This window comes from Anaerovibrio lipolyticus DSM 3074 (genome assembly GCF_900141865.1).
Taxonomy (GTDB): Bacteria; Bacillota; Negativicutes; order Selenomonadales; family Selenomonadaceae; genus Anaerovibrio; species Anaerovibrio lipolyticus.
Genome location: NZ_FQYW01000008.1, coordinates 123,242 through 144,586, shown reverse-complemented (window position 1 = coordinate 144,586; position 21,345 = coordinate 123,242). Strand labels below are relative to the sequence as shown.

General features: G+C 44.3%; 40 protein-coding genes. All 40 read left to right on the top strand.

Annotation, left to right across the window (positions count from 1 at the left end; translation table 11 throughout):
• Positions 1 to 2: 2 nt before the first annotated feature.
• On the top strand, positions 3 to 662 hold the full coding sequence (locus B6K08_RS05685) for a phage baseplate protein (protein ID WP_080325640.1): 660 nt from the start codon (positions 3 to 5) through the stop codon (positions 660 to 662).
• On the top strand, positions 663 to 1,028 hold the full coding sequence (locus B6K08_RS05680; RefSeq protein WP_080325639.1) for a phage baseplate plug family protein: 366 nt from the start codon (positions 663 to 665) through the stop codon (positions 1,026 to 1,028).
• Complete coding sequence (locus B6K08_RS05675; RefSeq protein WP_080325638.1) at positions 988 to 1,875, top strand: phage protein; 888 nt, start codon at positions 988 to 990, stop codon at positions 1,873 to 1,875. The genes B6K08_RS05680 and B6K08_RS05675 overlap by 41 nt, the downstream gene beginning before the upstream one ends.
• Positions 1,875 to 2,471, top strand: a complete 597-nt coding sequence (locus B6K08_RS05670) for a Gp138 family membrane-puncturing spike protein (RefSeq protein ID WP_080325637.1) — start codon at positions 1,875 to 1,877, stop codon at positions 2,469 to 2,471. Before B6K08_RS05675 ends, B6K08_RS05670 begins: the two co-directional genes overlap by 1 nt.
• A gap of 479 nt (positions 2,472 to 2,950) precedes the next feature.
• Positions 2,951 to 3,322, top strand: coding sequence for a contractile injection system sheath initiator (locus B6K08_RS05665; protein ID WP_080325636.1), 372 nt, complete (start codon positions 2,951 to 2,953; stop codon positions 3,320 to 3,322).
• A complete protein-coding gene (locus tag B6K08_RS05660; protein ID WP_080325635.1) occupies positions 3,309 to 4,745 on the top strand; it encodes a baseplate J/gp47 family protein in 1,437 nt (478 codons plus the stop codon). Before B6K08_RS05665 ends, B6K08_RS05660 begins: the two co-directional genes overlap by 14 nt.
• A gap of 10 nt (positions 4,746 to 4,755) precedes the next feature.
• Positions 4,756 to 5,181, top strand: a complete 426-nt coding sequence (locus B6K08_RS05655; protein WP_080325634.1) for a hypothetical protein — start codon at positions 4,756 to 4,758, stop codon at positions 5,179 to 5,181.
• Between the two features lie 12 nt (positions 5,182 to 5,193).
• Positions 5,194 to 6,048, top strand: a complete 855-nt coding sequence (locus B6K08_RS05650) for a baseplate wedge 1 family protein (protein WP_080325633.1) — start codon at positions 5,194 to 5,196, stop codon at positions 6,046 to 6,048.
• Between the two features lie 15 nt (positions 6,049 to 6,063).
• A complete protein-coding gene (locus B6K08_RS05645; RefSeq protein ID WP_080325632.1) occupies positions 6,064 to 7,089 on the top strand; it encodes a glycine-rich domain-containing protein in 1,026 nt (341 codons plus the stop codon).
• Between the two features lie 12 nt (positions 7,090 to 7,101).
• Positions 7,102 to 7,410: a hypothetical protein gene (locus B6K08_RS05640; RefSeq protein ID WP_080325631.1), complete on the top strand. Its 309-nt coding sequence runs from the start codon at positions 7,102 to 7,104 to the stop codon at positions 7,408 to 7,410.
• Complete coding sequence (locus B6K08_RS13745; RefSeq protein ID WP_159446711.1) at positions 7,410 to 7,568, top strand: hypothetical protein; 159 nt, start codon at positions 7,410 to 7,412, stop codon at positions 7,566 to 7,568. The genes B6K08_RS05640 and B6K08_RS13745 overlap by 1 nt, the downstream gene beginning before the upstream one ends.
• 32 nt (positions 7,569 to 7,600) lie before the next feature.
• Positions 7,601 to 7,843, top strand: coding sequence for a hypothetical protein (locus tag B6K08_RS05635; RefSeq protein ID WP_080325630.1), 243 nt, complete (start codon positions 7,601 to 7,603; stop codon positions 7,841 to 7,843).
• 326 nt (positions 7,844 to 8,169) lie between these two features.
• Positions 8,170 to 8,889 (top strand): peptidoglycan recognition protein family protein, encoded by a 720-nt coding sequence (locus B6K08_RS05630; RefSeq protein WP_234985247.1) that lies wholly within the window; start codon positions 8,170 to 8,172, stop codon positions 8,887 to 8,889.
• Positions 8,890 to 8,901: 12 nt separating this feature from the next.
• Positions 8,902 to 9,183 carry a hypothetical protein gene (locus tag B6K08_RS05625; protein WP_080325629.1) on the top strand — a complete coding sequence of 94 codons (282 nt, stop codon included), beginning with the start codon at positions 8,902 to 8,904 and terminating at the stop codon, positions 9,181 to 9,183.
• A gap of 60 nt (positions 9,184 to 9,243) precedes the next feature.
• Positions 9,244 to 9,489 (top strand): hypothetical protein, encoded by a 246-nt coding sequence (locus B6K08_RS05620; RefSeq protein ID WP_080325628.1) that lies wholly within the window; start codon positions 9,244 to 9,246, stop codon positions 9,487 to 9,489.
• A 197-nt stretch (positions 9,490 to 9,686) separates the two neighbouring features.
• Positions 9,687 to 10,121, top strand: a complete 435-nt coding sequence (locus B6K08_RS05615; RefSeq protein WP_200810391.1) for a hypothetical protein — start codon at positions 9,687 to 9,689, stop codon at positions 10,119 to 10,121.
• Complete coding sequence (locus tag B6K08_RS05610) at positions 10,067 to 10,477, top strand: hypothetical protein (protein ID WP_143254842.1); 411 nt, start codon at positions 10,067 to 10,069, stop codon at positions 10,475 to 10,477. Before B6K08_RS05615 ends, B6K08_RS05610 begins: the two co-directional genes overlap by 55 nt.
• Positions 10,474 to 10,659: a hypothetical protein gene (locus B6K08_RS05605; protein WP_080325626.1), complete on the top strand. Its 186-nt coding sequence runs from the start codon at positions 10,474 to 10,476 to the stop codon at positions 10,657 to 10,659. Before B6K08_RS05610 ends, B6K08_RS05605 begins: the two co-directional genes overlap by 4 nt.
• A gap of 48 nt (positions 10,660 to 10,707) precedes the next feature.
• Positions 10,708 to 11,571, top strand: coding sequence for a hypothetical protein (locus B6K08_RS05600; RefSeq protein ID WP_080325625.1), 864 nt, complete (start codon positions 10,708 to 10,710; stop codon positions 11,569 to 11,571).
• A 16-nt stretch (positions 11,572 to 11,587) separates the two neighbouring features.
• The gene (locus B6K08_RS05595; protein WP_080325624.1) at positions 11,588 to 12,055 is read left to right on the top strand and encodes a hypothetical protein; all 468 of its coding nucleotides are present in this window, start codon (positions 11,588 to 11,590) and stop codon (positions 12,053 to 12,055) included.
• A gap of 14 nt (positions 12,056 to 12,069) precedes the next feature.
• Complete coding sequence (locus tag B6K08_RS05590) at positions 12,070 to 12,432, top strand: hypothetical protein (RefSeq protein ID WP_080325623.1); 363 nt, start codon at positions 12,070 to 12,072, stop codon at positions 12,430 to 12,432.
• A gap of 315 nt (positions 12,433 to 12,747) precedes the next feature.
• Positions 12,748 to 12,927, top strand: a complete 180-nt coding sequence (locus B6K08_RS05585; protein WP_080325622.1) for a hypothetical protein — start codon at positions 12,748 to 12,750, stop codon at positions 12,925 to 12,927.
• 5 nt (positions 12,928 to 12,932) lie between these two features.
• Complete coding sequence (locus B6K08_RS05580) at positions 12,933 to 13,217, top strand: hypothetical protein (protein WP_080325621.1); 285 nt, start codon at positions 12,933 to 12,935, stop codon at positions 13,215 to 13,217.
• A 145-nt stretch (positions 13,218 to 13,362) separates the two neighbouring features.
• The gene (locus B6K08_RS13740) at positions 13,363 to 13,527 is read left to right on the top strand and encodes a hypothetical protein (RefSeq protein WP_159446710.1); all 165 of its coding nucleotides are present in this window, start codon (positions 13,363 to 13,365) and stop codon (positions 13,525 to 13,527) included.
• The gene (locus B6K08_RS05575) at positions 13,524 to 13,724 is read left to right on the top strand and encodes a hypothetical protein (protein ID WP_080325620.1); all 201 of its coding nucleotides are present in this window, start codon (positions 13,524 to 13,526) and stop codon (positions 13,722 to 13,724) included. Before B6K08_RS13740 ends, B6K08_RS05575 begins: the two co-directional genes overlap by 4 nt.
• Positions 13,725 to 13,729: 5 nt before the next feature.
• Positions 13,730 to 13,903, top strand: coding sequence for a hypothetical protein (locus B6K08_RS13735; RefSeq protein WP_159446709.1), 174 nt, complete (start codon positions 13,730 to 13,732; stop codon positions 13,901 to 13,903).
• 22 nt (positions 13,904 to 13,925) lie between these two features.
• A complete protein-coding gene (locus B6K08_RS05570) occupies positions 13,926 to 14,228 on the top strand; it encodes a hypothetical protein (protein WP_080325619.1) in 303 nt (100 codons plus the stop codon).
• On the top strand, positions 14,221 to 14,646 hold the full coding sequence (locus tag B6K08_RS05565; RefSeq protein WP_080325618.1) for a DUF7659 family protein: 426 nt from the start codon (positions 14,221 to 14,223) through the stop codon (positions 14,644 to 14,646). Before B6K08_RS05570 ends, B6K08_RS05565 begins: the two co-directional genes overlap by 8 nt.
• A gap of 18 nt (positions 14,647 to 14,664) precedes the next feature.
• Positions 14,665 to 15,381, top strand: a complete 717-nt coding sequence (locus B6K08_RS05560; protein ID WP_080325617.1) for a hypothetical protein — start codon at positions 14,665 to 14,667, stop codon at positions 15,379 to 15,381.
• 3 nt (positions 15,382 to 15,384) lie between these two features.
• On the top strand, positions 15,385 to 15,999 hold the full coding sequence (locus B6K08_RS05555; protein ID WP_080325616.1) for a JAB domain-containing protein: 615 nt from the start codon (positions 15,385 to 15,387) through the stop codon (positions 15,997 to 15,999).
• Between the two features lie 53 nt (positions 16,000 to 16,052).
• Positions 16,053 to 16,286, top strand: coding sequence for a hypothetical protein (locus B6K08_RS05550; protein WP_080325615.1), 234 nt, complete (start codon positions 16,053 to 16,055; stop codon positions 16,284 to 16,286).
• Between the two features lie 148 nt (positions 16,287 to 16,434).
• On the top strand, positions 16,435 to 16,623 hold the full coding sequence (locus B6K08_RS05545; RefSeq protein WP_080325614.1) for a hypothetical protein: 189 nt from the start codon (positions 16,435 to 16,437) through the stop codon (positions 16,621 to 16,623).
• 90 nt (positions 16,624 to 16,713) lie between these two features.
• Positions 16,714 to 16,905 carry a hypothetical protein gene (locus B6K08_RS05540; protein WP_159446708.1) on the top strand — a complete coding sequence of 64 codons (192 nt, stop codon included), beginning with the start codon at positions 16,714 to 16,716 and terminating at the stop codon, positions 16,903 to 16,905.
• A gap of 2 nt (positions 16,906 to 16,907) precedes the next feature.
• Positions 16,908 to 17,159 carry a hypothetical protein gene (locus B6K08_RS05535; RefSeq protein WP_080325612.1) on the top strand — a complete coding sequence of 84 codons (252 nt, stop codon included), beginning with the start codon at positions 16,908 to 16,910 and terminating at the stop codon, positions 17,157 to 17,159.
• A gap of 13 nt (positions 17,160 to 17,172) precedes the next feature.
• Positions 17,173 to 17,364 carry a hypothetical protein gene (locus tag B6K08_RS05530; RefSeq protein WP_080325611.1) on the top strand — a complete coding sequence of 64 codons (192 nt, stop codon included), beginning with the start codon at positions 17,173 to 17,175 and terminating at the stop codon, positions 17,362 to 17,364.
• On the top strand, positions 17,365 to 17,688 hold the full coding sequence (locus B6K08_RS05525) for a hypothetical protein (protein ID WP_080325610.1): 324 nt from the start codon (positions 17,365 to 17,367) through the stop codon (positions 17,686 to 17,688).
• A gap of 16 nt (positions 17,689 to 17,704) precedes the next feature.
• Complete coding sequence (locus B6K08_RS05520) at positions 17,705 to 17,926, top strand: YdbC family protein (RefSeq protein ID WP_080325609.1); 222 nt, start codon at positions 17,705 to 17,707, stop codon at positions 17,924 to 17,926.
• 522 nt (positions 17,927 to 18,448) lie between these two features.
• Entirely contained in the window at positions 18,449 to 19,729 is a 1,281-nt protein-coding gene (locus tag B6K08_RS05515) for an O-acetylhomoserine aminocarboxypropyltransferase/cysteine synthase family protein (RefSeq protein WP_080325608.1), read from the top strand.
• Between the two features lie 170 nt (positions 19,730 to 19,899).
• Positions 19,900 to 20,325 carry a PaaI family thioesterase gene (locus B6K08_RS05510; protein WP_080325607.1) on the top strand — a complete coding sequence of 142 codons (426 nt, stop codon included), beginning with the start codon at positions 19,900 to 19,902 and terminating at the stop codon, positions 20,323 to 20,325.
• Positions 20,326 to 20,445: 120 nt separating this feature from the next.
• Positions 20,446 to 21,300, top strand: coding sequence for an FKBP-type peptidyl-prolyl cis-trans isomerase (locus tag B6K08_RS05505; RefSeq protein WP_080325606.1), 855 nt, complete (start codon positions 20,446 to 20,448; stop codon positions 21,298 to 21,300).
• The last annotated feature ends 45 nt before the right edge of the window (positions 21,301 to 21,345 follow it).

The window sequence follows — 21,345 nt, the reverse complement described above, 5'->3', positions numbered from 1 at the left end:
AGATGGAAGAAAAGTCTAAAATAGGTGACCTTGAGGTGGACGCTATTATTGAGCGGACAACGAACCTTAACAGTGATGTGACAGAATATCCTGTTGAGGACGGTTTTCCGGTATCTGAACACGTCACAAGACAGCCTATAACCCTGTCAATGACGGTAGTCTGTACACCAACCCCGGTAAAGGCGGGAGATGCTGATTCTGACAAGTCACAGCCTTGGACAGAAGACGAAGTAAACGCCTTGCAAGGGACAGCAGACAAGCTCCATGAAATCTACAAGAAGGGTGAGCCTATAGAAATAACCACGCCTGACGCTATTTATAAGGACATGGTTATGGTGCAGGCTCCACTTCCAAGGAGTGTACAGGACGGTGTCTGCTACAAAATGGCCCTTGAATTTAAGCATGTCCGCATTGTGAAAGAAAAGACAGAAGATGTGTCAGACGAAGCCAAGGAGTCGGCAGGAGAAACTGAAAAAGATGCAGGCTCAGCTTCACAGACTGAGATCGGTACAGGCATGGAAACAAAGGATAATCAGTCAGTTATCAAGGTACAGACCGATACAGCTGGTTATGAAGCCTCAGGTGTTGAAAACACCGGCTCAGAAATAACAGCTTCAAATGCCGCTGTAAGTTTAAACCAGTCCTTTAAAGGAGGTGATTAGGTGCTGAAAATTGGTATGTACGATGCAAATGATTTTATCGAGTCCGTAAACCTTGAAGGTGAGCGGTACGACCTTCATTTTGCATGGAACCAAAACAACAAGACATGGACAATGGATATCCGAACTTCGCAGAAAGAGGATATCGTCCGTGGTATTGCCATGGTGCCTAATTTTCCTCTCCTTAATCAGCACAGAAGGACGACAGGACTTCCAGCGGGCGAGATCATGGCGGTCGTGAATAATCCTACAGCAGGGCAGACCATTGGAAGATATGATTTTCTCAATGGCAAGTTTTCGCTGGTTTATATCCCTGGAGGTGAACTGAGTGCCATTTTGGAAGCGTCAATACAAGATAACATTTCCTGACCTAGATTATACTTTGGAAGATACGTTGCAGGTGGAATTTGACATACAGAAGGATATGACAGAGGAAACCAACAAGAGTCAGGTATCTATTCTCAACATGACCAAGGAACACAGGGATCAGGTTTCAAAGCCCGATACGAAGGTTGAGATTTACGCAGGATATGAAGGCAACGGCGGGCCAGTGTGTATCTTTAAGGGTACCGTAATACAGGCCAACACCACATACGAGGAACACGATATAAAAACGCAGCTTAAACTGTCTGACGGGCAAGTTGCTGTCCGTGACTCTTATGTGTCGCTTTCCTATCCTGCAGGTACTCCGATAAGTACGGCCTTGAAATCACTGGCTAATAATATGGGGCTGGCCCTTGAATATGGTGATGGTGTGGAGTTTGGTTCGTTCCCGGCTGGTGGGTATGCCTATGTCGGCAATGCGTGGCAGGGTATCTTAAATCTCTGTTATGGTTCGGGTGTTACAGCTTCAATACAAAATAACATCATACAGCTTATTCTTGACGGCGGTACTTTTACCAAGCGTGGTTTTGTCTTTGGTGCTGACAGCGGTTTAATAGGCTATCCTGAAAGAATAAACCAGGCTAACCCTTATGCTGACAAAAAGACACCAAAGAAAGAGCGAAAGCAGAAGCAGAAAAAAGAAAAGAACGAAAAGAAAGCAGGCTGGAAGATAAAAGTTCTGCTCAGCCCTACAATTAACCCAGGTGATGCTATTAAGGTGAAATCCAAGGTTATTGAAGGGTGGTTCCGTGTTGAGTCCCTTCACCACAGAGGTTCATACATTGGTGGCGACTGGGTTTCTGAAATGGATATCGTGGAAGGTGTTGAATAATGGAACAGTCCAATAATGAAATCAAGAGTGTCATAAAAGGTTGGATAGATGGCAAGAACGCTCAGATTCATACAGCCCTTCCAGGGGTGGTGGTGAATTATAACGCAGGAAGCAATAAGGCACAAGTAAGGCCAGTAGGTAGTTACAAGACAGACGACGGGCGGAGCTTTAACTTCCCTATTATCCATGACGTGCCTGTAGTTTTCCCTATGGGTATGGGTGGGAGAGCAGGTATTACTTTTCCTGTTGTAACAGGTGACGGCTGTCTGCTGGTTTTTTCAGAAGACCAAATGGATGATTATTTAAATCCCGGTTACGACAGTGACGACAAGCGGAAACATGACATGAGGGACGCAATATGTATCCCAGGTCTTTATGCTCCGCAGAAATCGGCCTCAGGCGCATCACAATCCTCTGTGAATATCTTCATAGGCGGGACCATGATAACAGTATCTGACGGAACTGTAGCCATCACAGGAGCCAACCTTACTGTTGACGGAAGTATTACAGCGGTTGATGATGTTGTCGGCAGAGGTGTTTCACTTGATGAGCATACTCATACCGGGGTACATGGTGAAACATCAGATGCACATTAGATATCAGATATGGCATTAGATGTGGCACTCAATGTAGCAAATCATATCTAATCGCATGACATATTCGATATGAGATAGCTTATCAGATACATTTTCGAATAGCTTCTAAGCCTTGGTACTACTGGGCTGAGTGGTGATGTATCTGAAAAGGTGTCAAAAAATGGTGCAAACTTTTGTAGATGTTACAGCTATTATGTATCTACTAAAAATAAAAAATGCGTAAACTTTTGTGTGGGTTGCAGTACTCGTTTTTTATTAACGGCTTCCTGTACTCGCATATATTTTTACCCTATTTTTTATACATATATTAGATACATATACTATAAAGCCTTATGTATCAAGGGCTAAGGCGTATCTAGTAATGTATTCGAAAATACATGACATATCAGATATAACTAGATACATTTATGTAAAACCCTTGTATATCAAGGCTTCAGTCGTATTCGATTTTCATATCTGCTTTAGATACGGAGGACTGTATGTATGACTTAGCAATGAATATAAATACCAATGACCTGATTTTGCAGGACAGGGATTTAATGGTTATAGACAATGCGGAGAGGGTGGCGCAGCAGATAGTCATCCAGCTCCGCTTTTTTTATGGTGAGTGGTTCCTTGATACATCAGACGGAGTGCCATATTTTGAGTATGTCCTTGTGAAAAATCCGAACCTTAATCATGTTAGGCAGGTTATCCGTGAAGCCATTGAGAAGGTTCCCGAGGTATCAAAGATAAACTACATCAAACTGAATTTTGACAAGGTAAACCGTGTCCTCTATGTTTCATACGAGGTAGAAACGGAATACGGATTAATTACAAGGAAGGAGGTCTTGGGATATGGCAGAGGTTAGATATGGGCTGTCTGAAAAGGGTTTCAAGCGGAAGCGTCTGCCCGAAATAATCCAGTCACTGAATGACAGGGTGGCAGACAAGCTGGGTATTCAGATTCAGACAGGTCCTAACTCTGTATTCGGACAGATTCATGGCGTGTACGCTTACGAGCTGGCTGATATTTGGGCGTTAGCAGAAGGTACCTATAATTCCATGTATCCATCTACTGCATACGGCGACAGCCTGTCTGACGCTGCAGGCCTGGCAGGTATCAGTCTTATCGGTGCAGAAAAGACCACTCTGATAGCTACATGCTACGGACAGGAAGGTGCTGAGATTCCGTATAATGCACAGATTAGTGATGGGGTAAATACCTTTTCGTGTACTGATGTGTATAACACAATATCAGCAGATAGGGCTTCATATATCGCCCTTGGAATTGATACTGAGCCAGTATCGGGAACAGTGTACAGTCTAACCATTGACGAGGTTACTCACACATACACGGCCTCATCAGGAGAAAGCATAGCCAATATTTTGGTTGAGCTGTATGCCCAGTTCAGTTTCACGGACAGGACAGGAGCCGTGAACAATGATGTGCTGACAATTTATATGAATGACGAAACGGAGACCATGAAGGTTGCTGTGAATAATATTACAGTAAATCAAATAGGTTCTCCGTTTAATTTTGCCTGTGACAAGGCAGGAGCAGTTGAACCGACTCTTGGCAAGGTAAATCAGATACCTCTTTCCTACACAGGATGGGAGGCCGTTGAGAACAATGTTCCTGCTGTTGTGGGCCGTGAAGCTGAAACGGATATAGAACTCCGTCAGCGATGGAACAGTTCAGTATACAGCAGGGCACAGGCAATGACAGAAGCCATACAGGCGGCTATCTATCAGAATGTGGATGGTGTCACTGTTGCCAAGGTGTACGAAAATGACACAGACTCCACGGACTCAGCGGGTAGACCACCTCACAGTGTGGAATGTGTTGTGGCAGGTGGTAGCAAGGTGGACATAGCCAAGCAGATATGGGAAAGAAAGGCCCCCGGTATCTCTACCTATGGCAGTGTGTCGCAGGACATATACGACTCGCAGGGCGTGGTTCACACAATGCACTTTAACAGGCCTGAGGAAATCAAGGTATGGCTTAAGGTGATTATTGCTGAAAATCCCGAAGTGGAATTACCTGCAGCGGCCCCAGGTGCTGTCAAAAAGGCATTACTGGAAAAGGGTGCAGAGCAGAAGGTTGGCGAGGATGTTATCTTACAGAAGTATTTTGCATCCATATTCAACGCAACTCCGGGTATAGGGTATATTAATCTGACAGCATGTTATGGTGACACAGAAAGCACCTACACCACGGATAATATTGAGATATCCGCTAGACAGGTTGCGGTGTTTGATGCAAGCCGTATTACAGTAACAGTTCAGACTTAAGGGGGTGACAATGTTGAGTGAAGGAATGATTAGGATGTATTCAGATAACCCCACAAGAGGACTGACTGACGGGGTTGAAATCTCTGAAAGCACGCAGGAATTTCCGTTGTCTGTTATCGTGAATACGAAAGAAGCGAATCATACAATTGTCAAGGTGGCTCTTAGGTGTGACAGCGGTTTTAGGACGACAGGGAATACCGAAATATCAATTAGCGGTTTAAATGCCGGGAAATGGACGGTGGCTGATGATGACCATTATTTATCAGAAGAAAACGCAGACCAACTGGCAACCTTTACCTCAGGGCTTACGATATCCGACAGTATCGGAGACACCAACCACATTGTATGGTTTAAGGTATCTACTGATGGTGAGGAACCTGCGCAGGTCGATACCACCGTAAAAATCCATGTCTACGGAAACACTGTACCGTCATAAGGGGGCATAGCAATGGATAATAATATGTTCTTGGGCTTTGATGGACAGCTTACGGCTATGGCCTTTGAAGATGGGCGGCTCCGTGATTATGGCGAGAGTTACCATGTGTACGACACGGAGAGAAATGTGGCCCATAAAACGGAATATGATGTGGGGACAAGAAGAATTGTACTTGTGGCTGATGAAGAACCTGCTCCGCTCCCTGACCGCATTGAGAATATGCGTAACCACCTTATTGCGGAGTTCCAGTGGGAAGGTGAAGACAAGCCTGTGCTTAGAGCCATAATTGAAGCCCTTGGTGAGGAATTAAATGAACTTCAGCAGGTACTGTATGACCTTAACAAAGAACGAACCAAGGAAAGAGCTGTGGGAAAACAGCTTGACGGCATAGGTGAAATCGTTGGGATAGGAAGAACTATTGATGAGGCTATTGCCATAAAGTTTTTTGGATTCAGCGGACAGCCAAATGTAGGGACTTTTGACGAAGCCCGATTCCGTGATATGGATGAGGAAAATCTGACATCCTACACCATGGTAGACCCCGAGTACAGGATGATAATTGACCAAAAGATTATCAAGAATACCAGTAAAGGCACAACCGAGGACACAATAAGGAGTTTAAAGGCGGCGTTTAATGCACCGCTTGTGGTCCTTGAAGAACTTGGTAATGCTAATATCGGTATAGGAATAGGCAGAAAGCTGACAGACAATGAGATGATGTTGGTGAATGCCGCAAACCTCATAGTACGGCCTGGCGGTGTGGGGCTTAAATACAAGGTAAGCTATAATGCCAATAATTATTTTGGATTCCTAGATCAGCCCTATGCACTGGGATTTGATGAAGGCAAATTTGTAGATATTTTCTAAAGGAGGAATGTATAAATGAGCAGTCCTGATTATAGCAAGGTGTGGTCGAGCGGTTCCAGTTTGACCCCCTATGAGTTTTCAGATGCTGATTATCTGAAAGGGTGGGAAGTAGCAGGTAGTATCCCACCGGCAAGAACACAGTTTGACGCTTTACAGCGGAACAATGATTTAAAGACCAAGGATTTGAACAGCCGTGTGGCATCTATCGAACAGTATGGTGACGCCAGTTTTATGTTGCGTCAGCCATCCACAGCTTACGCATTAGGCACCGTGGTATACCTCCCGTCAATAGGAGCTGCGTTGTACCTGGAATGTACCATCCCAGGAACCACAGACAGCGGTGACTTGGTAATAAGTACTCCAACGCCAAATACTACAGTAAGCGACGGAACTGTGGTGTGGACTATTAAGAAAGTGGGCACAGACCCTAACGCATTAACAAGAGAAATCACGCCAGCTTTCAATACCCGTGACATCATCACAACAAGCGGAACATATACCGCTCCAGTTACGGGCTGGTACAAAATCACCCTTAAAGGCGGTGGCGGTGGCGGTGCAGGTGGCCGTCGTACATCATATCCAGAGAGCAGTGGTGGTGGTGGCGGAGGCGAAGGCGGAACCACCACCGCGTATGTACAAATGACCGCAGGAGATACGGCTACTGTTGTGATAGGTGCAGGTGGCACAGGTGGTGGACAAGCCACAAGCGGAATTGCAGGCGGAAGTACAAACGTAACCATTGCTGGCAACACATATACCGCAGGTGGAGGTGGCGCGGGTTCTTTCAACGCAGGAGGTACTGGTGGGACTGGTGACATCATTGGCTCTGCTGGTGACGGTGGTGACGTAAACACAGGAAGTGGCGCTACCGCGGGCGGTACAGGTGGTGGCGCAGGTGGTGGTTACTGCCAGCGTGATAATAACGGAACCAACGGAACCGCAGGTGGAGGTGGCGCAGGTGGTGCTGGTTCTGTTACTAACTATAATGGTGGTGCAGGTGGCGATGGTTATGTGTGGTTCGAGTATTTCGCCACAATTTAAGGAGGGATAAAAATGCCTAAATATTATAGCCCAGATGGAAACATCGAAGTATGGGAGCAGAAGCCCGAAGGTTATTATACAGTAGAGGAATGGCAGGAATTACATCCTGCCCCTGCTCCACCCGAACCAAGCATCGATGAACAGCTTGCAGAGCTTGACGCACGTTATAACACAAAGAAAACGGAGTACACTACAGCCTATACGGCAGCTGTCATGAGGGGCGACACTGAGACCGCCGAGGCAATAAAAGACTATTTGGATACGCTTGATGATGATTATGACGCAGAGTATGACAGAATTGTCGGAGAGGAGGAAGAATAATGGAGACCTTAGCAATTCTACCAACACTGTGCAACCGCTGTGGCCATGTGATGTGGTACGACGAAATCAAAAAGAAATGGTACTGCACGAACCCAAAATGCAAAAAGTACAAAGAGCCACCTGTAACCCAGGAGACAAGCGACAATGACGGTGAGTAAGCAGGCAATTCATTGTATCAGGAGGCGGGTGTATGGGTGAGTCACAAATGGAGAAGATAATGAGCAAGTTGACAGATATTGGTGAGCGGTTGGTCAAGGTTGAAACCCTTCTGAAAGAGAGAACAGCCGACACCAATATTATTTTTGAGAATCTCCGACAACACGAAAGCCGTATTATTGAGCTTGAGAAGCATAGAACCCAGGTGGTCAATATAAAGGACATTCTGACTTGGGGAGCCATGTTTGCTATAGCGGTATTAGGGGTGATTAAATAATGTTACATGATTTTATTAAGACTGAAAATCTTGTTGCGATAGGGCTTGTGGTAGCGTTGATTATATCGTTATTTACAGGCCCTTATGAGTTATCAATGTCAATAGCCAGTGGCCTTATTGGGTACATAGGCCGTGGCGAAATCAAGAAGTTCAGTGGTGACGGCAAATGATGTCGGGCAGGAAATGGAGCATATTGGCAGATAAGACATTGGCTTTTATCTCGATAGCCACAGAATACGGTTTTTGTCTTGATATGCTTCACGAAATAAGAAGACGGCTCTTTCGTGAGTCGCCTTTTAAAGTACATAAAAAAGGAGGAAAAGGAAATGGTTAAGGTTGTTGAGACGGACCTTGATTTTAGTAGTCTGTCAGAACGGTCTGTTACGGATATGGTGGTCATCCACCATACAGGCTGCAATGATATTGATGCAAGTGCTGAACAGATTCACGGGTGGCATAAAGGCCAGGGTTGGGCTGGTATTGGGTATCATTATGTCATTCGTAAAGACGGTACTATTGAGCGTGGTCGTCCCGAGTGGGCTATTGGTTCCCATGCCTATGGAGAAAACTCACATACTATCGGTATTCATGTCAGCGGAGATTTTGAACAGGCTGAGCCTACAGTAGAACAGGTTGAAAACTGTGCAGAACTTATTGCTGACATCTGTACAAGGTACGGTATCCCTATTGACAGGGCACATATTGTCGGTCATGGTGAACTTATGGCCACCAGCTGTCCGGGAACCAACCTGCAGATGTTGCTTGATAACGGCATAATTACGGGCAAAGCAAATTATTATGCAAATCCATCCGAGGTTAAGCCAGTGGACGGAGCCCAGCAGGAAGGAAACAGACTGACAGAGCGTTTTAATTCATTGGCTTCTGTGCCTGAGTGGGCATATGATACCGTCAAAAAGATGGTTGATAAGGGCTTGCTGACAGGTGGTGGACTGAAAGACGCCGGTGGCTACCCTGCTGACCTTGATTTGTCACTGGATATGCTGAGAATTTTCGTTATTAATGACCGTGCAGGTCTTTATGATTAAGGAGGAAAAATTATGAGTAAATGGACAGAAGTGCGTGACAGTTTGGTTGAAGCTATGAAGTTAGAGGATATCGGCAAGAACCTCAAGGCTGATTTTGTTACTTGGCTCAGTGGCGAAGGCCTTGACTTCGCACAGGAAGTAGTTGACAAGATTATCGAAGAATGCAAGAAAGACGCTCCAACTGAAACAGGTTGGTGCAGAATCCGTGATACTTTCGTGGTGCCGGTAGCCTTGAACATTGTTATGTATGTACTGAGAACGGTACTTGTAAAAGCAGCAGAGGAGAGTAAATAATTGGTAAGTTTGAATGGGCAGGGACTAAGGTTCCTGCCTTTTTTTGTTGGGGGAGTATAAATGAGAGAAGATTTGAAGCAGGCAAGAAATTATTTGAGAGATTGCTTGCGGTCTGAATTTGAAAAAGCTGTATATGAAGCCAAGCTGACTCCAATACAGGAGAAGGTGATCCGTGAGCATATACTGAATGACAAGTCAGTGGTTGCAATAGGTATGGAGCTTAACTGCTCAGATACTGGCATAAGAAGGTCGTTGTCCACGGGTTACATCCGTATAGCAAGGTATTTACATAGAAAGCACTCCTAAGTTATAATATATAAAGAGTTCTTTTATGATTCTGAGATTTGGAGCGTCAACTACATTCTCAGGACAAGCCACCTTCTTTTTGAGGGTGGCTTTTTTATGTTCTTTTATGACCGTTTTTTGGCCTATTTGTGGGCGTTTCCATGTGCTTTTTTCTGCCACAATATAGGTAGATATGAGCGGAAAGGAGCGTTTTGGAAATGTTCGTACATTATCAGCCGAACCTTGACAACGACAGGGCAAGTGATTGCGTTATAAGGGCAATTACAAAAGTCCTCGATATCGACTGGGACACTGCATACCTTGGTGTTGCTATGACAGGATTCACCATGAAGGATATGCCCTCTGTGAATGAGGTGTGGGAAAGATACCTTATCAGCAAGGGTTTTAAGAAACATGCACTGCCTGATGAGTGCCCAAACTGTTATACCATTAAAAAATTTGCCAAGGACCACCCGAAAGGGCAGTACATTGTGGCAACTGGTACTCATGTGGTAGCCGTTGAAAACGGAGATTATTTTGACAATGGTGACAGCGGTGAGGAAATTCCTATCTATTATTTTGTAAGGAGTGACGAAGCATGGCAGGATTCCCAGGTAATTTCGGAGGATACCAAGGAGCAGGACAGCAAGTAAATCAGAGCTCCATGGTAGTGTTTATTAATGATGACAACATAGCGGTAAATTATCCAGTTGCGCCGGGAATGACGGTAGCACTCATAAATCCGTATGACCCCGACAATGGAAAAATGTATATCAAGTCCACTGCGGTAAATGGTATGCCTAACCCCACAAGGGTATTTGAGCTTAGAGAGGTCTTACAGCAGAAACAGGTAAATGATTCTGTATCAAGACAGGAGTTTGAAGCATTTAGCCAGTCTTTGGGACAGCAGATACAAGGTCTGCAAAAGGCCTTGGCGGGTCTGCAGGTGCAGCCTGTTCAGCAGGTGACATCCACCCCACACATGGGCAAAGGGGGTAAAAATAAATGAGTATGATGAACCCACAGCAGATAATTCAGCAAATGATGACTTTTCGTAATCAGATGTTGCAACAAAATCCGAATGCCAACCCACAACAGATGGTTAATCAGTTATTGCAGAGCGGAAAGATTAATCAGCAACAATTCGAGCGTGCTAGGGGTATGCTAGGGATGTTTGGCTTCAAGTTGTAATCAACTTTGCGCAAGGTTGAAATAAAATATTGAAAGGAGTGCTTTGATATGGCACTTGACAACGGCTCCATGAGTCCTGCTGATATGGCGGCAGTCATGGGCAACAACAACGGCTTCGGAAATGATTGTTTCGGGGGCTGGTGGATGATGTGGTTCCTGCTTATCTTGATGATTGGCGGTGGTTGGAACAACTGGGGCGGTGGCTTCGGTGGTAATGGTAATGGTTTCCTTCCATACATGGGTGCTACATCCGATGTGCAGAGAGGCTTTGACCAGTCTGCGATTATTAATGCGATTAACGGCGTGTCCTCTCAGATTGGTAATGGCTTTGCTGATAATGCAGTGGCTCAGTGCCAGGGAAATGCTACTACAGTGGCTGCCATCACAAATGGTCAGTATGCAACAGCAAATGCTATCAATGGTGCGAAGGACAGTATTACCGGCACACTGTATACTAATCAGCTTGCTAATACACAGGCCATGAATGGTATTGCTATGGGCTTGCAGAATAGCTTGGCATCCACACAGGCAGGTTTGGCTGATGTGAAGTATACAGTTGCAACAGAGAATTGTGCAGACCGTCAGGCATTGAGCACTGGTATTCAGAGCCTGCTTGCACAGGGCAACAACAACACCAATGGGATTGTAAATGCTATTACTCAGGGTGTTCAGTCTATTAAAGATGACCTGTGTGCTGACAGAATTGCAGCGAAGGATGCTCAGATTCAGAACCTTCAGAGCCAGTTGAATATGGCTAATCTTGCGGCTTCTCAGACAGCGCAGACAGCACAGCTTCTGACTTATGGCAGTCAGCAGGCACAAAATATTGTAAATACCTGTTGCCCAAAGCCAGTACCTGCGTATGTAGTGTCTAACCCTTCTTGTGGGTGTAATGGCGGATTTGTTGGCTAAGAGGGAGGCGGTTTAAATGGCTGAATACAGCAATGTCAGTCAGCAGACTGTAAACCCTGGCGAGTCCGTTGTTTTTACCAATTCGCCAGTTCCCTGCAACAGAGGTTTGGTAAGACACCGTGACGACACGGGAAGTTTCCTTCTTACAGGATATGTTCCATCCAGTTTTGGTTGTTCATGCAATCGGAGTAATTCGGCTAATTATCTTGTGGATTTTGGTGCTAATATTGGTATTCCCGAAGGTGGTACAGTAGGTGCCATTTCCGTGGCTATTGCCATTGACGGGACAACACTCCCTGCATCCACAATGGAAGTAACACCTGCGGCAGTAGATCAGTTTTTCAATGTGAGTCGGGCGATTAATGCTCCGATTTATCGTGGTTGCTGTCAGACTGTAACTGTCCGCAATACCAGTGACCAGCCAATTTTGGTGGAGAACGCAAATATTATTTTCAGCCGCCCTGACTTGGCGGTAACACGCTAAAGGGTGGTGAGAAAATGGACAGAAAACTTATTGAGAAGGCATCTGACAGCCTGCATGATGCACTGGAAGAAATCATGCTTAAGGGCATTAAGACTGCCAGTGATATTGAGTGTACTAAAAATGCACTGTCGGGTATCAAGAAAGCTGATGAGCTTCTTGAAAATGACTATGACAAGGGTCGGTCAGGAAGGGTTTATCCTCATTATGGCTATGAAGGTAATTTCAGGAGCTATGATAATAGCGGTCGTATGAGCCGTGGCTATGATCGCAGATATAGCGGTCATACCATGAAGGAGCGTATGATGGAAATGATGGATGAAGCAACCCCAACTGAGCGGAGAGCTATCGAAGAAGCCCTTGGCAAGATGGAGAGATAAGACTTTTGAGAGTCGGTAGAGATACCGGCTCTCTTTTTTTGTGGGTAGGGATGCTTTTTGAAAAAACGGGTCCGCTAAATGTCGTGTATTAAGCGTAAAGCATATAACGGATACATTCATATTCGACCTTTTTAATTTGAAGCTATGAGAACGCAGTAAGTCGTGTGATGAAAACGGGATTTTTGATGTTTTTTTCGACCAGGTGGTAAAAAATACCTGCTATTTTTTAAGTAAAATACTTTACAAATAATTAAATTTATGATAGGCTATACATAAAGATAAACCAATAAACACATTACGAAAGGGGCGGTACCCATGAAAGGCATTGAAGACATGAGCCATGAGGAGTTCACCAACTGGTTCTTTGGGACTGTTAAAGAGCTTTACATCAAACATTTTGGGCAGGATGACTGGGATGGTCTTTCACCCCACCAACAGCATGAATTGATTATGAGCTTGGCAAAAGATTTATTGTATGCGAAAACAAGGAGGTAATTGACATGAGAAAGTATGTAAGCTATGACGAACTGAGAAGTGCAATGTTTAAGGCAAATGAGGAAGGCAAGGAGATTTCCGGTGGAATCACCTTCACAGAAGACAGCTTCAATAAGCCGTATGACGAAAGGGGCAGGACTTACCTGTTCACCAGTGACAATAAGGCGTTTCAGCATGGTAAGATTAGCAATTCGATTTGGGCGAACTGCGAGGACGGAACAGATGATGGCGTGAAGTTGAGCAATTATCTGTATGACTGGAAAATTGAAAAGTGTTTCATTGAGAGCTAAAAGGAGGAGTAAAAATGAAAAGACGGAAGAATATTCAACGGTTTGAGGTTCTTAGTTTAAAGTGGCTGGTAAGAATGACTGGAAAGTATTTTTTGAAGTAGTATGTTAGGGGTCTTCGGGCCCCTCTTTTAAAAGGAGCGAGAAAATGACAAGGAATGAAGCATTAGAACTGATTAAAGAGGAACTTGAGGAACTGAAAGCAAAGAGGAGAAAACCTAATAATACTCCATGGGATGACGGACGAATTGTAGGCGAAATTTCCGTATACAAAGCATTTGAGAAGATTATTAAGGAGATGGAACTGTCATGATTAAAGAGATTTATGCAAAAAGCGAAGACATCACCTTTATCATGGTGGAATCAGAACAGCGGCTGCCAAACGGCATGATGGAGCTTAGACAGTCATTGGTTGGATGGTATTATGGCTTTCCGAATGAAGCAAATACTAGGGCTTTCATGGGGAAGTTTGAAGCTGTTTGTGAGTATGAGCTTGAAGATGAGGAGTGAGTATCATGGCAAAAATGAATGAACTGGTAAGGATTTTCATGGAACGGGATAAGATGACCAAGCAGGAAGCAGTGGAATATGTAAAGGATATGCGCAAAAGGGTATGGGAAGGAGAAGACCCTGAGGAAGTTTTGTACGAGGAAGGGCTAGAGCCTGATTATGTTTTTGACTTGATTTAGTGGGTTCGTAGGAGGGTTGACAATGAAGACTTTGAAAGGTTGGCATGAGTCGGATACAAGGACACTAGAAGATTATCTGCAGGTAGGTGATGAGGTGGATGTGGATATGGTTAATTACTTTAGGGACATCCTTCCGCCTAGATCAGATTTGAGTAATTATCTGCAGGTTGGCGAGCCTTATTCCATAGCACAGGCAAAGGACGGGAATTGCTACAGCACATGGACTACATTCCATAGTGAAAGTGGTAAGTGGTATTACAAGGGACATTGTTTTGTGGGTGAGACCACTAATAGAGAAGACTGGGAGTGGATTAAAAATGGCTGAGAAAGAAACCTATAAGCAGATGAAGGACAGACACAGGAAAGAAATTAGTGAGTTCCCTTGCTTTTTTGCCTTCACTCAGAAGCAGTTTGAAAAGGGTATGAAGGAGCTTGGAGTTGAGAACAAAGATGAGTTGCGTGGCGGTTTTTGTGGCATGGTTTATCGTGCATCAGACGAAGATAGACTGGTTGCCATGCTGACAGGACATGCAAAGGAAGTTAAGGACGGATATAAGGATGATGATTTCCTGTATAGTGCTTTTAGGTATGAAATGGAGAATCATGAGTTTTGTATCACCCATGAGCCCGAGGACACCTTGGATGCACTGGGGTTAAGCAGGAGCGAGGTAGAGAGAAGCAAGAGAATGGTTCGTATTTGGAATAAAGCAGAGAAGGCATATTTGGACAGTGTGATTTGGTAATGGAAGGTGGTTTTGAAAATGGGCGATTACGCTTACAGAAAATGTGACGGTCAGGAGATAAAAATTGGCACCTGCGGTGTGAATTATTATCTGACATTTGACCAGTGGGTAAATGGCGAAGTTTGGGGCAAGGATGCACGGCTTATGAATAAAAATTTGGAGCGTCAGTCTTTTAGGTTGCCAATAGAGGAAGAAAAAGACATCCTACCTGGTGACTTTGATTTCCATGGGTTTGACGGTGCGGACCCTGTAAGGGTTTTCTTTAGGAAAGAATATGTTGATGAGGGAAACAGGGACTACCGATATACGCCATTTGTGAAGGAAATAAGGAAGTATTGTTTTGAGAACAAGGGGCAACTGGCTATGACCAAGAAATTAGGCAAATATCGTTTTGGTGACTTTGAAGAAGGAACTGGAATATATGCATATGCTCCATGCTATCATGGTTTTGTTGCAGACAAAGATGAGTTTAAGGGCAAGAATTTTGGATACAACGGGTTTAATCCGCATGTGCTGTGCATAACCAGTGTAGGGTTTAGCAGTACCATGGAGGCGGTTGCAACAGTATCTTGTTATGCTTGTGAAAAACATATATGCATGGTTGGTGTGGATGAAATGTATCAGTTCAGACCGCTTACCAGTAATTATGAGCAGGATTTTTGGAACACTGTAAACCTTTTGCATAGGATGAACAGATGGGCAGTGGAAACAGGAAGGAAAAGACAGGAGGTGTAGGATATGTTGGCGGATAAGGTTGCTGAGTGTGGTGTTGGGTATGGTATGGGTATTTATTCTGATGCAGAATTGTTATCACTGATGACAGGGTTAGACGAAGCTACGGCATCACAGATAGATTTTGGTGATATACTGGCAAGCGGTAACATCCCAGGAGTGGGACCGAAAACTGTAATGAAAATAATGGCGGTTCGTGAGTATGCAGAAAGGATAGCCAAGGTGCCAGTAAAAAAGGTGGATATTATCAGAGGCCCTGATGATGCGTATGACATGGTAAAAACAAGGTTCCTATTTGAACATAGGGAAGTTTTCTGTATCCTTTTAATGAATATTAAAGGCCATGTAATAGGGCTTAAGGATATCTCAATAGGTTCAATGACTGGTTCTGTAGTACATCCAAGGGAGGTATTTTTTGAAGCAATAAAGTTACATGCGGCTGCCATGATTTTGGTGCATAATCATCCGTCAGGAGATCCGACACCGAGCAAGGAAGATATCAAAATAACAAGGCAGTTAGTTGAATGTGGAAAAATTATGGATATTCCAGTTCGGGACCACATTATTGTTGGCAACGAGAAGTATATCAGCTTTATGGAAGAAGGGTTCATGGCATCTTGACTATGAACAGGTGGACAAGTAAAATGTAAAGTAAAAAACTAGGTGGTGATTTTATGCCGGGAAAAGCAACAAGACCCGATGATGGTAGACATAATAACAAAGGTGGTGGCGGTGGCAAAGGCGGTCGCCCAGTAGGTTCTGTGAGTGCCCGTGGACAGCGTGGCATCCATCAGATAAGAGCCTATGATGAGGAATGGGAAGTTATCAAGGATTTTATGAAGCTGACGAGAATTGATGTGGATAAGTGCAGACTGGCTGTGAGAATGATGCAGTCAGAAATTAAATAGTGAGTGCCATTTTGAGCGGTGTGTCCGCTCATTTTTTTTGCAAAAATTTGTGATATTTTAAGTAAAACACTTTACAAATAATTAAAAATATGATAGGATATATATAAAGATAAACAAATAAAAACTTTACAGAAAGGGGGCGGAGAGTATGAAAAAGACAGTTGCGGATTATATCAGTGAGTATGGTATCGATATCAACAATATGGGAATTTATGATGAGTCAATTGGTGATGAGATTTGGAGACCATGGGAAATACGGGAATACTTCAATTCGGTAGTGGTTGATGTTTATGAAAAAGATGGTGTTGGCGGCTTAGTAGTAGCTTGTAAGGAATAAGGAGGGTTAGATATGACTAAAATCACCGAGACGAGACATTGGGACTGGGGTGCAGTAAGAGCGATGTGCGTTAGGCATAGGTTTTACGAGGTGGGCACGATTGATGACTATGATGCGTTGGCAAATGTGGTTAGGTGTAATGCACCTGATGATCTGATGGAGATTTATGGGGTTGCGGAAGACATTTGGGCTCACAGTGGCTGTGCTGAGAGTGTTGAGGACATTATGAGCCTGTTGTGCAAGGAAGCGATTACTTCCTGTTTTAAGGTTGAGGAGGGTTGATTATGAAGACTAGGATGGTTGAGATGGATGGACAGCTTGAAGCCATTATTATGCGTGAATGGGTTGGAAGCATAAAGCTGTTGTGTTTAGCCAGTACGGACCATGAGAAGGAAGTAGCCATGAACAGACTGGACGCGGCTTTCAACATCCTGTCTATGTTGGTTACGGTAGGTACACTGGAAAACGCATTGAAGGCGACTACCAAGAAGTATGGTAAGAGCTATAGCATGGCAGATATTCTCAGTGTTGGATAAAAGGAGGTATATCATGAAGTACGAAGTACCTGTTGAAATTGCCATGATCCGAACCTTCACTGTGGAGGCTGAGTCAGAAGCAGAAGCGGTTAGAAAAGGTGAAAAAGAGGCATTGGATTCATTAGAGCCTATGTGGGCTATGGAGTATTCAGAGGAAACCTGTAGTGTTACTGTTCAAAAAGAAAATGTTAAGGGGGTTATCTAAATGACTATTGAGGAGAAATTGTTGGACGTTTTGGCGGATGCCACATATGCCTGTTCCTACTGGGCAGGGCGTTTGGACTATGAGAAGGAAAAGCTGACTAAGGGCAAGTATGAGTATTTCGAGGAGAGATTAGTAGATTGCCTCATGAATGGTGGTAAGGTTACTTACTACGATATTGAGGATAACGAGCCATACGTTTTAACCCTTGATAAGTTTAAGGAGGGTATAGCTAAACTGGAGAAGGAGCATGACTGGGAATACTGGGAGGACTATTCTGACGAAGTGTTACAGGTTTGCTTGTTTGGTAAGGTAGTTTTTGGATAATGAAGGAGGAAAAATTATGTCAAAGGAGTTTGAATTTTCTATTGAGGTTGTTGGTGCAAAGCTGGGTGAGACAACTGCGAAGGGATGGACTACTGAGATTAATAAGGTGTCATTTTGTGGGCGGCCTGCAAAGTGGGATATCCGTTCCTGGAACGAGGACCATACGAAGATGGGCAAAGGTGTTACCTTGACTGACGGTGAAATGAAGGCCCTTTATCAGTTCTTGGCGATGCCTTGATATTGTCTGCGGTTTGTCTGCATTAAATTTAGGTGCGTGGTGATAAGTCAGAATAAAGTGTTTGCTTTTTGGTAAAAAACCTCGAGTTTTTGTGGTTGTGAAATTACCCTGAGTTAAAGTGGGTGAATGTGCGACAACTTTACCCCAAGGTAAATGGCGTTTTCAAATATAAAAATAATTTTTTGAAAATTTTTATTAAACCTATTGACATAGTAGGCATATAGGTTTAATATATAGACATGGAAATTGAGCAACAAAGATTGAAGATTTAAGAAAGGAGATGAATGTTATGTATGGAGTAAACAACACTTGTAAGACTGCAGCATGGGTATGTCGAATGTGTAACTCCCGGGCAAGTAAGTATGGCCAGGTGCATTCGTCTTCTTTGACATGCGGCTGATTGTGTTGCCATTTGCCCGGGAGCTTGGATAAAGCCCCGGTTTTTTATTAGCTCAGATTTCATTTCATTAAATTTAATAAGAAATTATATCAACATATTTTATAGAAAAAGGAGAAATTATTATGAGCAACTACAAATTTGAAACCCTTCAGCTTCATGTAGGTCAGGAGAACCCAGATCCAGCATCCGATGCAAGAGCAGTGCCAATTTACGCAACTACCTCTTATGTATTCCGTAATTCCCAGCACGCAGCTGACCGCTTTGGTCTTGCTGATGCGGGAAATATATATGGCCGTCTTACCAATTCCACCCAGGGCGTTTTTGAGGAAAGAATCGCAGCACTTGAGGGCGGTGTGGCTGGTCTGGCTCTGGCTTCTGGCGCAGCAGCTATTACCTATACTATTCAGGCTTTGGCAAAGGCCGGTGAACACATTGTAGCCCAGAAGACCATTTATGGCGGTTCTGCAAACCTGTTGGCCCATACTCTGCCACTTTACGGTATTGAGACCACCTTTGTGGATGCTCATAATTTAAAGGAAATTGAGGGCGCTATCCAGGATAATACCAAGGCCATCTACATTGAGACCCTGGGCAATCCAAACTCTGATATTCCAGATATTGATGCCATTGCCAAGCTGGCTCACAAGCATGGGCTGCCTTTGGTAATTGATAACACCTTCGGCACTCCATACCTTATCCGCCCTATTGAGCATGGCGCAGATATTGTTGTTCATTCTGCGACCAAGTTTATTGGCGGTCATGGTACAACTCTTGGCGGTGTTATCGTGGACAGCGGTAACTTTGACTGGGCAAAGAGTGGTAAGTATCCTTGGATTTCCGAGGCAAATCCTAGCTACCACGGCGTAAAGTTTACTGAGGCTGCCGGCAAGGCTGCATTTGCTATCTACATTCGTGCTATTTTGCTCCGTGATCAGGGTGCGACTATTTCTCCTTTTGCGGCCTTCCTGCTGTTGCAGGGCACTGAGACCCTGTCCCTCCGCCTGGAGCGTCACGCAGAAAACACCAAAAAGGTTATTGCTTACCTCGTAAAAAATCCAAAGGTTACCAAGGTTAATCATCCAAGTCTGCCAGAGCATCCGAATCATGCTCTCTATCAGAAGTATTTCCCTAATGGCGGCGGCTCTATCTTCACATTTGAGATTAAGGGCGGTCAGGAGGAGGCCTTCAGGTTCATTGATAATCTGAAGATTTTCTCCCTCCTTGCAAATGTGGCGGATGTGAAGTCCCTGGTCATTCATCCAGCAACCACCACCCATTCCCAGCTTACCGATGAGGAGCTGGCTGATGTAGGTATCAGCCGCAGCACCATTCGCCTCTCCATCGGTACTGAGCATATTGATGACATTATTGCTGATCTGGCTCAGGCCTTTGCAGCAGTGTAATTTCACACAAAGAAAAGCCGTCGGGTCTCATTTGCCCGACGGTTTTTTCGTCGTTATGCCAACTTGCCATAAAACAGTCGGCCAAATCACCGAAAAAAGTTGACAAAGCCTTGTACAATCTATAGTTTATAGGTGGATAGAATTAGTTTGGAACTCATGGAGGTACTGTAATGTCAACAGATGATGAACTTAGAAAAATGGAAGACACAGGCAACTGCTTTGCCTGCGGTCAGAATAATCCTATCGGAATGAAGCTGGATTTTAAGATTATTTCCAATCAATATATCGCTAAAACCACGGTGGACAAGAATTACCAGAGCTTTGGTGGGGTAGTTCATGGCGGCATTGTTTCCACCATGCTGGATGAGGCCATGGGTGGTTATCTTTTTAGGACTGGTGAGCCGGCCTTTACGGGAAAGCTGGAAGTCCGTTATCGCAAGCCTACACCTGTGGGAATGCCTATCACTATCCGTGGCTGGGTGGAAAACCGCAAGCGCAACGTGGTGGAAATGAAGTCGGAGATTATTCTTGAGGATGGCACCATCAGCGCTGAGGGATATGCAAAAATGGTTGTTGTGAAGACGGTGGAAGGATAGGAACAGCGAATCATTATCAGAATACTCAGAAATTTGACTTATTGACTTTTTATGTAGGCTATATTATCATAGGTGAAGATGTGATTGCTTCAAACTACTATTTTGAGAGAGGTGCAATAGATGAAAATTGCTGTAACCTATGATAATGGCAACGTTTTCCAGCATTTTGGCAAAACAGAGAGCTTTAAGGTTTTTGAGGTTGAGGATAATAAGGTAGTATCCAGTGAAATTATTGGGTCAAACGGTAGTGGCCATGGTGCTTTGGCGGGCCTTTTGGCTGATAAATCCATTGATGTGCTTATTTGTGGTGGTATTGGTGGCGGTGCCCAGCAGGCATTGGCTAATGCAGGTATTGAGCTGTGTGCCGGAGCGTTCGGGGACGTTGATTCTGTTGTAGAGGCATATCTTGCTGGCGAGCTGGTAAATTCCGGCGTAAATTGTGACCACCATCATGGTGAAGGGCATGACTGCGGCCATCATGAGGAAGGCGGCTGTGGCGGTCACGAGGGCTGCGGTGGCTGTGGTTCCCATACTGTTCTTGGTATCGAAGGGCCAAATGTGGGCAAGAAGGTTCGTGTTCATTACAAAGGTACTCTTAATGATGGTACTCAGTTTGATTCTTCCTATGATCGTGGCGAACCACTGGAATTTGTCTGCGGTGCCGGCATGATGATTCGTGGTTTTGATGTGGCTGTGGCTGATATGAAGGTGGGGGAGATTAAAGATACCCACATGGAGCCAAAGGATGCCTATGGGGAAACAGACCCTAATGCCATCATGACCGTGGAAATTGACCAGGTTCCAGGAGCTGAGAATCTGGAAATGGGTCAGCGGGTTTACCTTACAAACCCAATGGGCCAGCCTTTCCCTGTTACTGTTACCGAAAAGACAGATACTGAAATTACCTTTGACGCTAATCACGAATTAGCCGGTAAGGAATTAAATTTCCAGATTGAATTAGTGGAAATCCTGTAAATCTTGTAAATTCTGCAAATAAAAAGTCCTCATCTCTTTTACGGG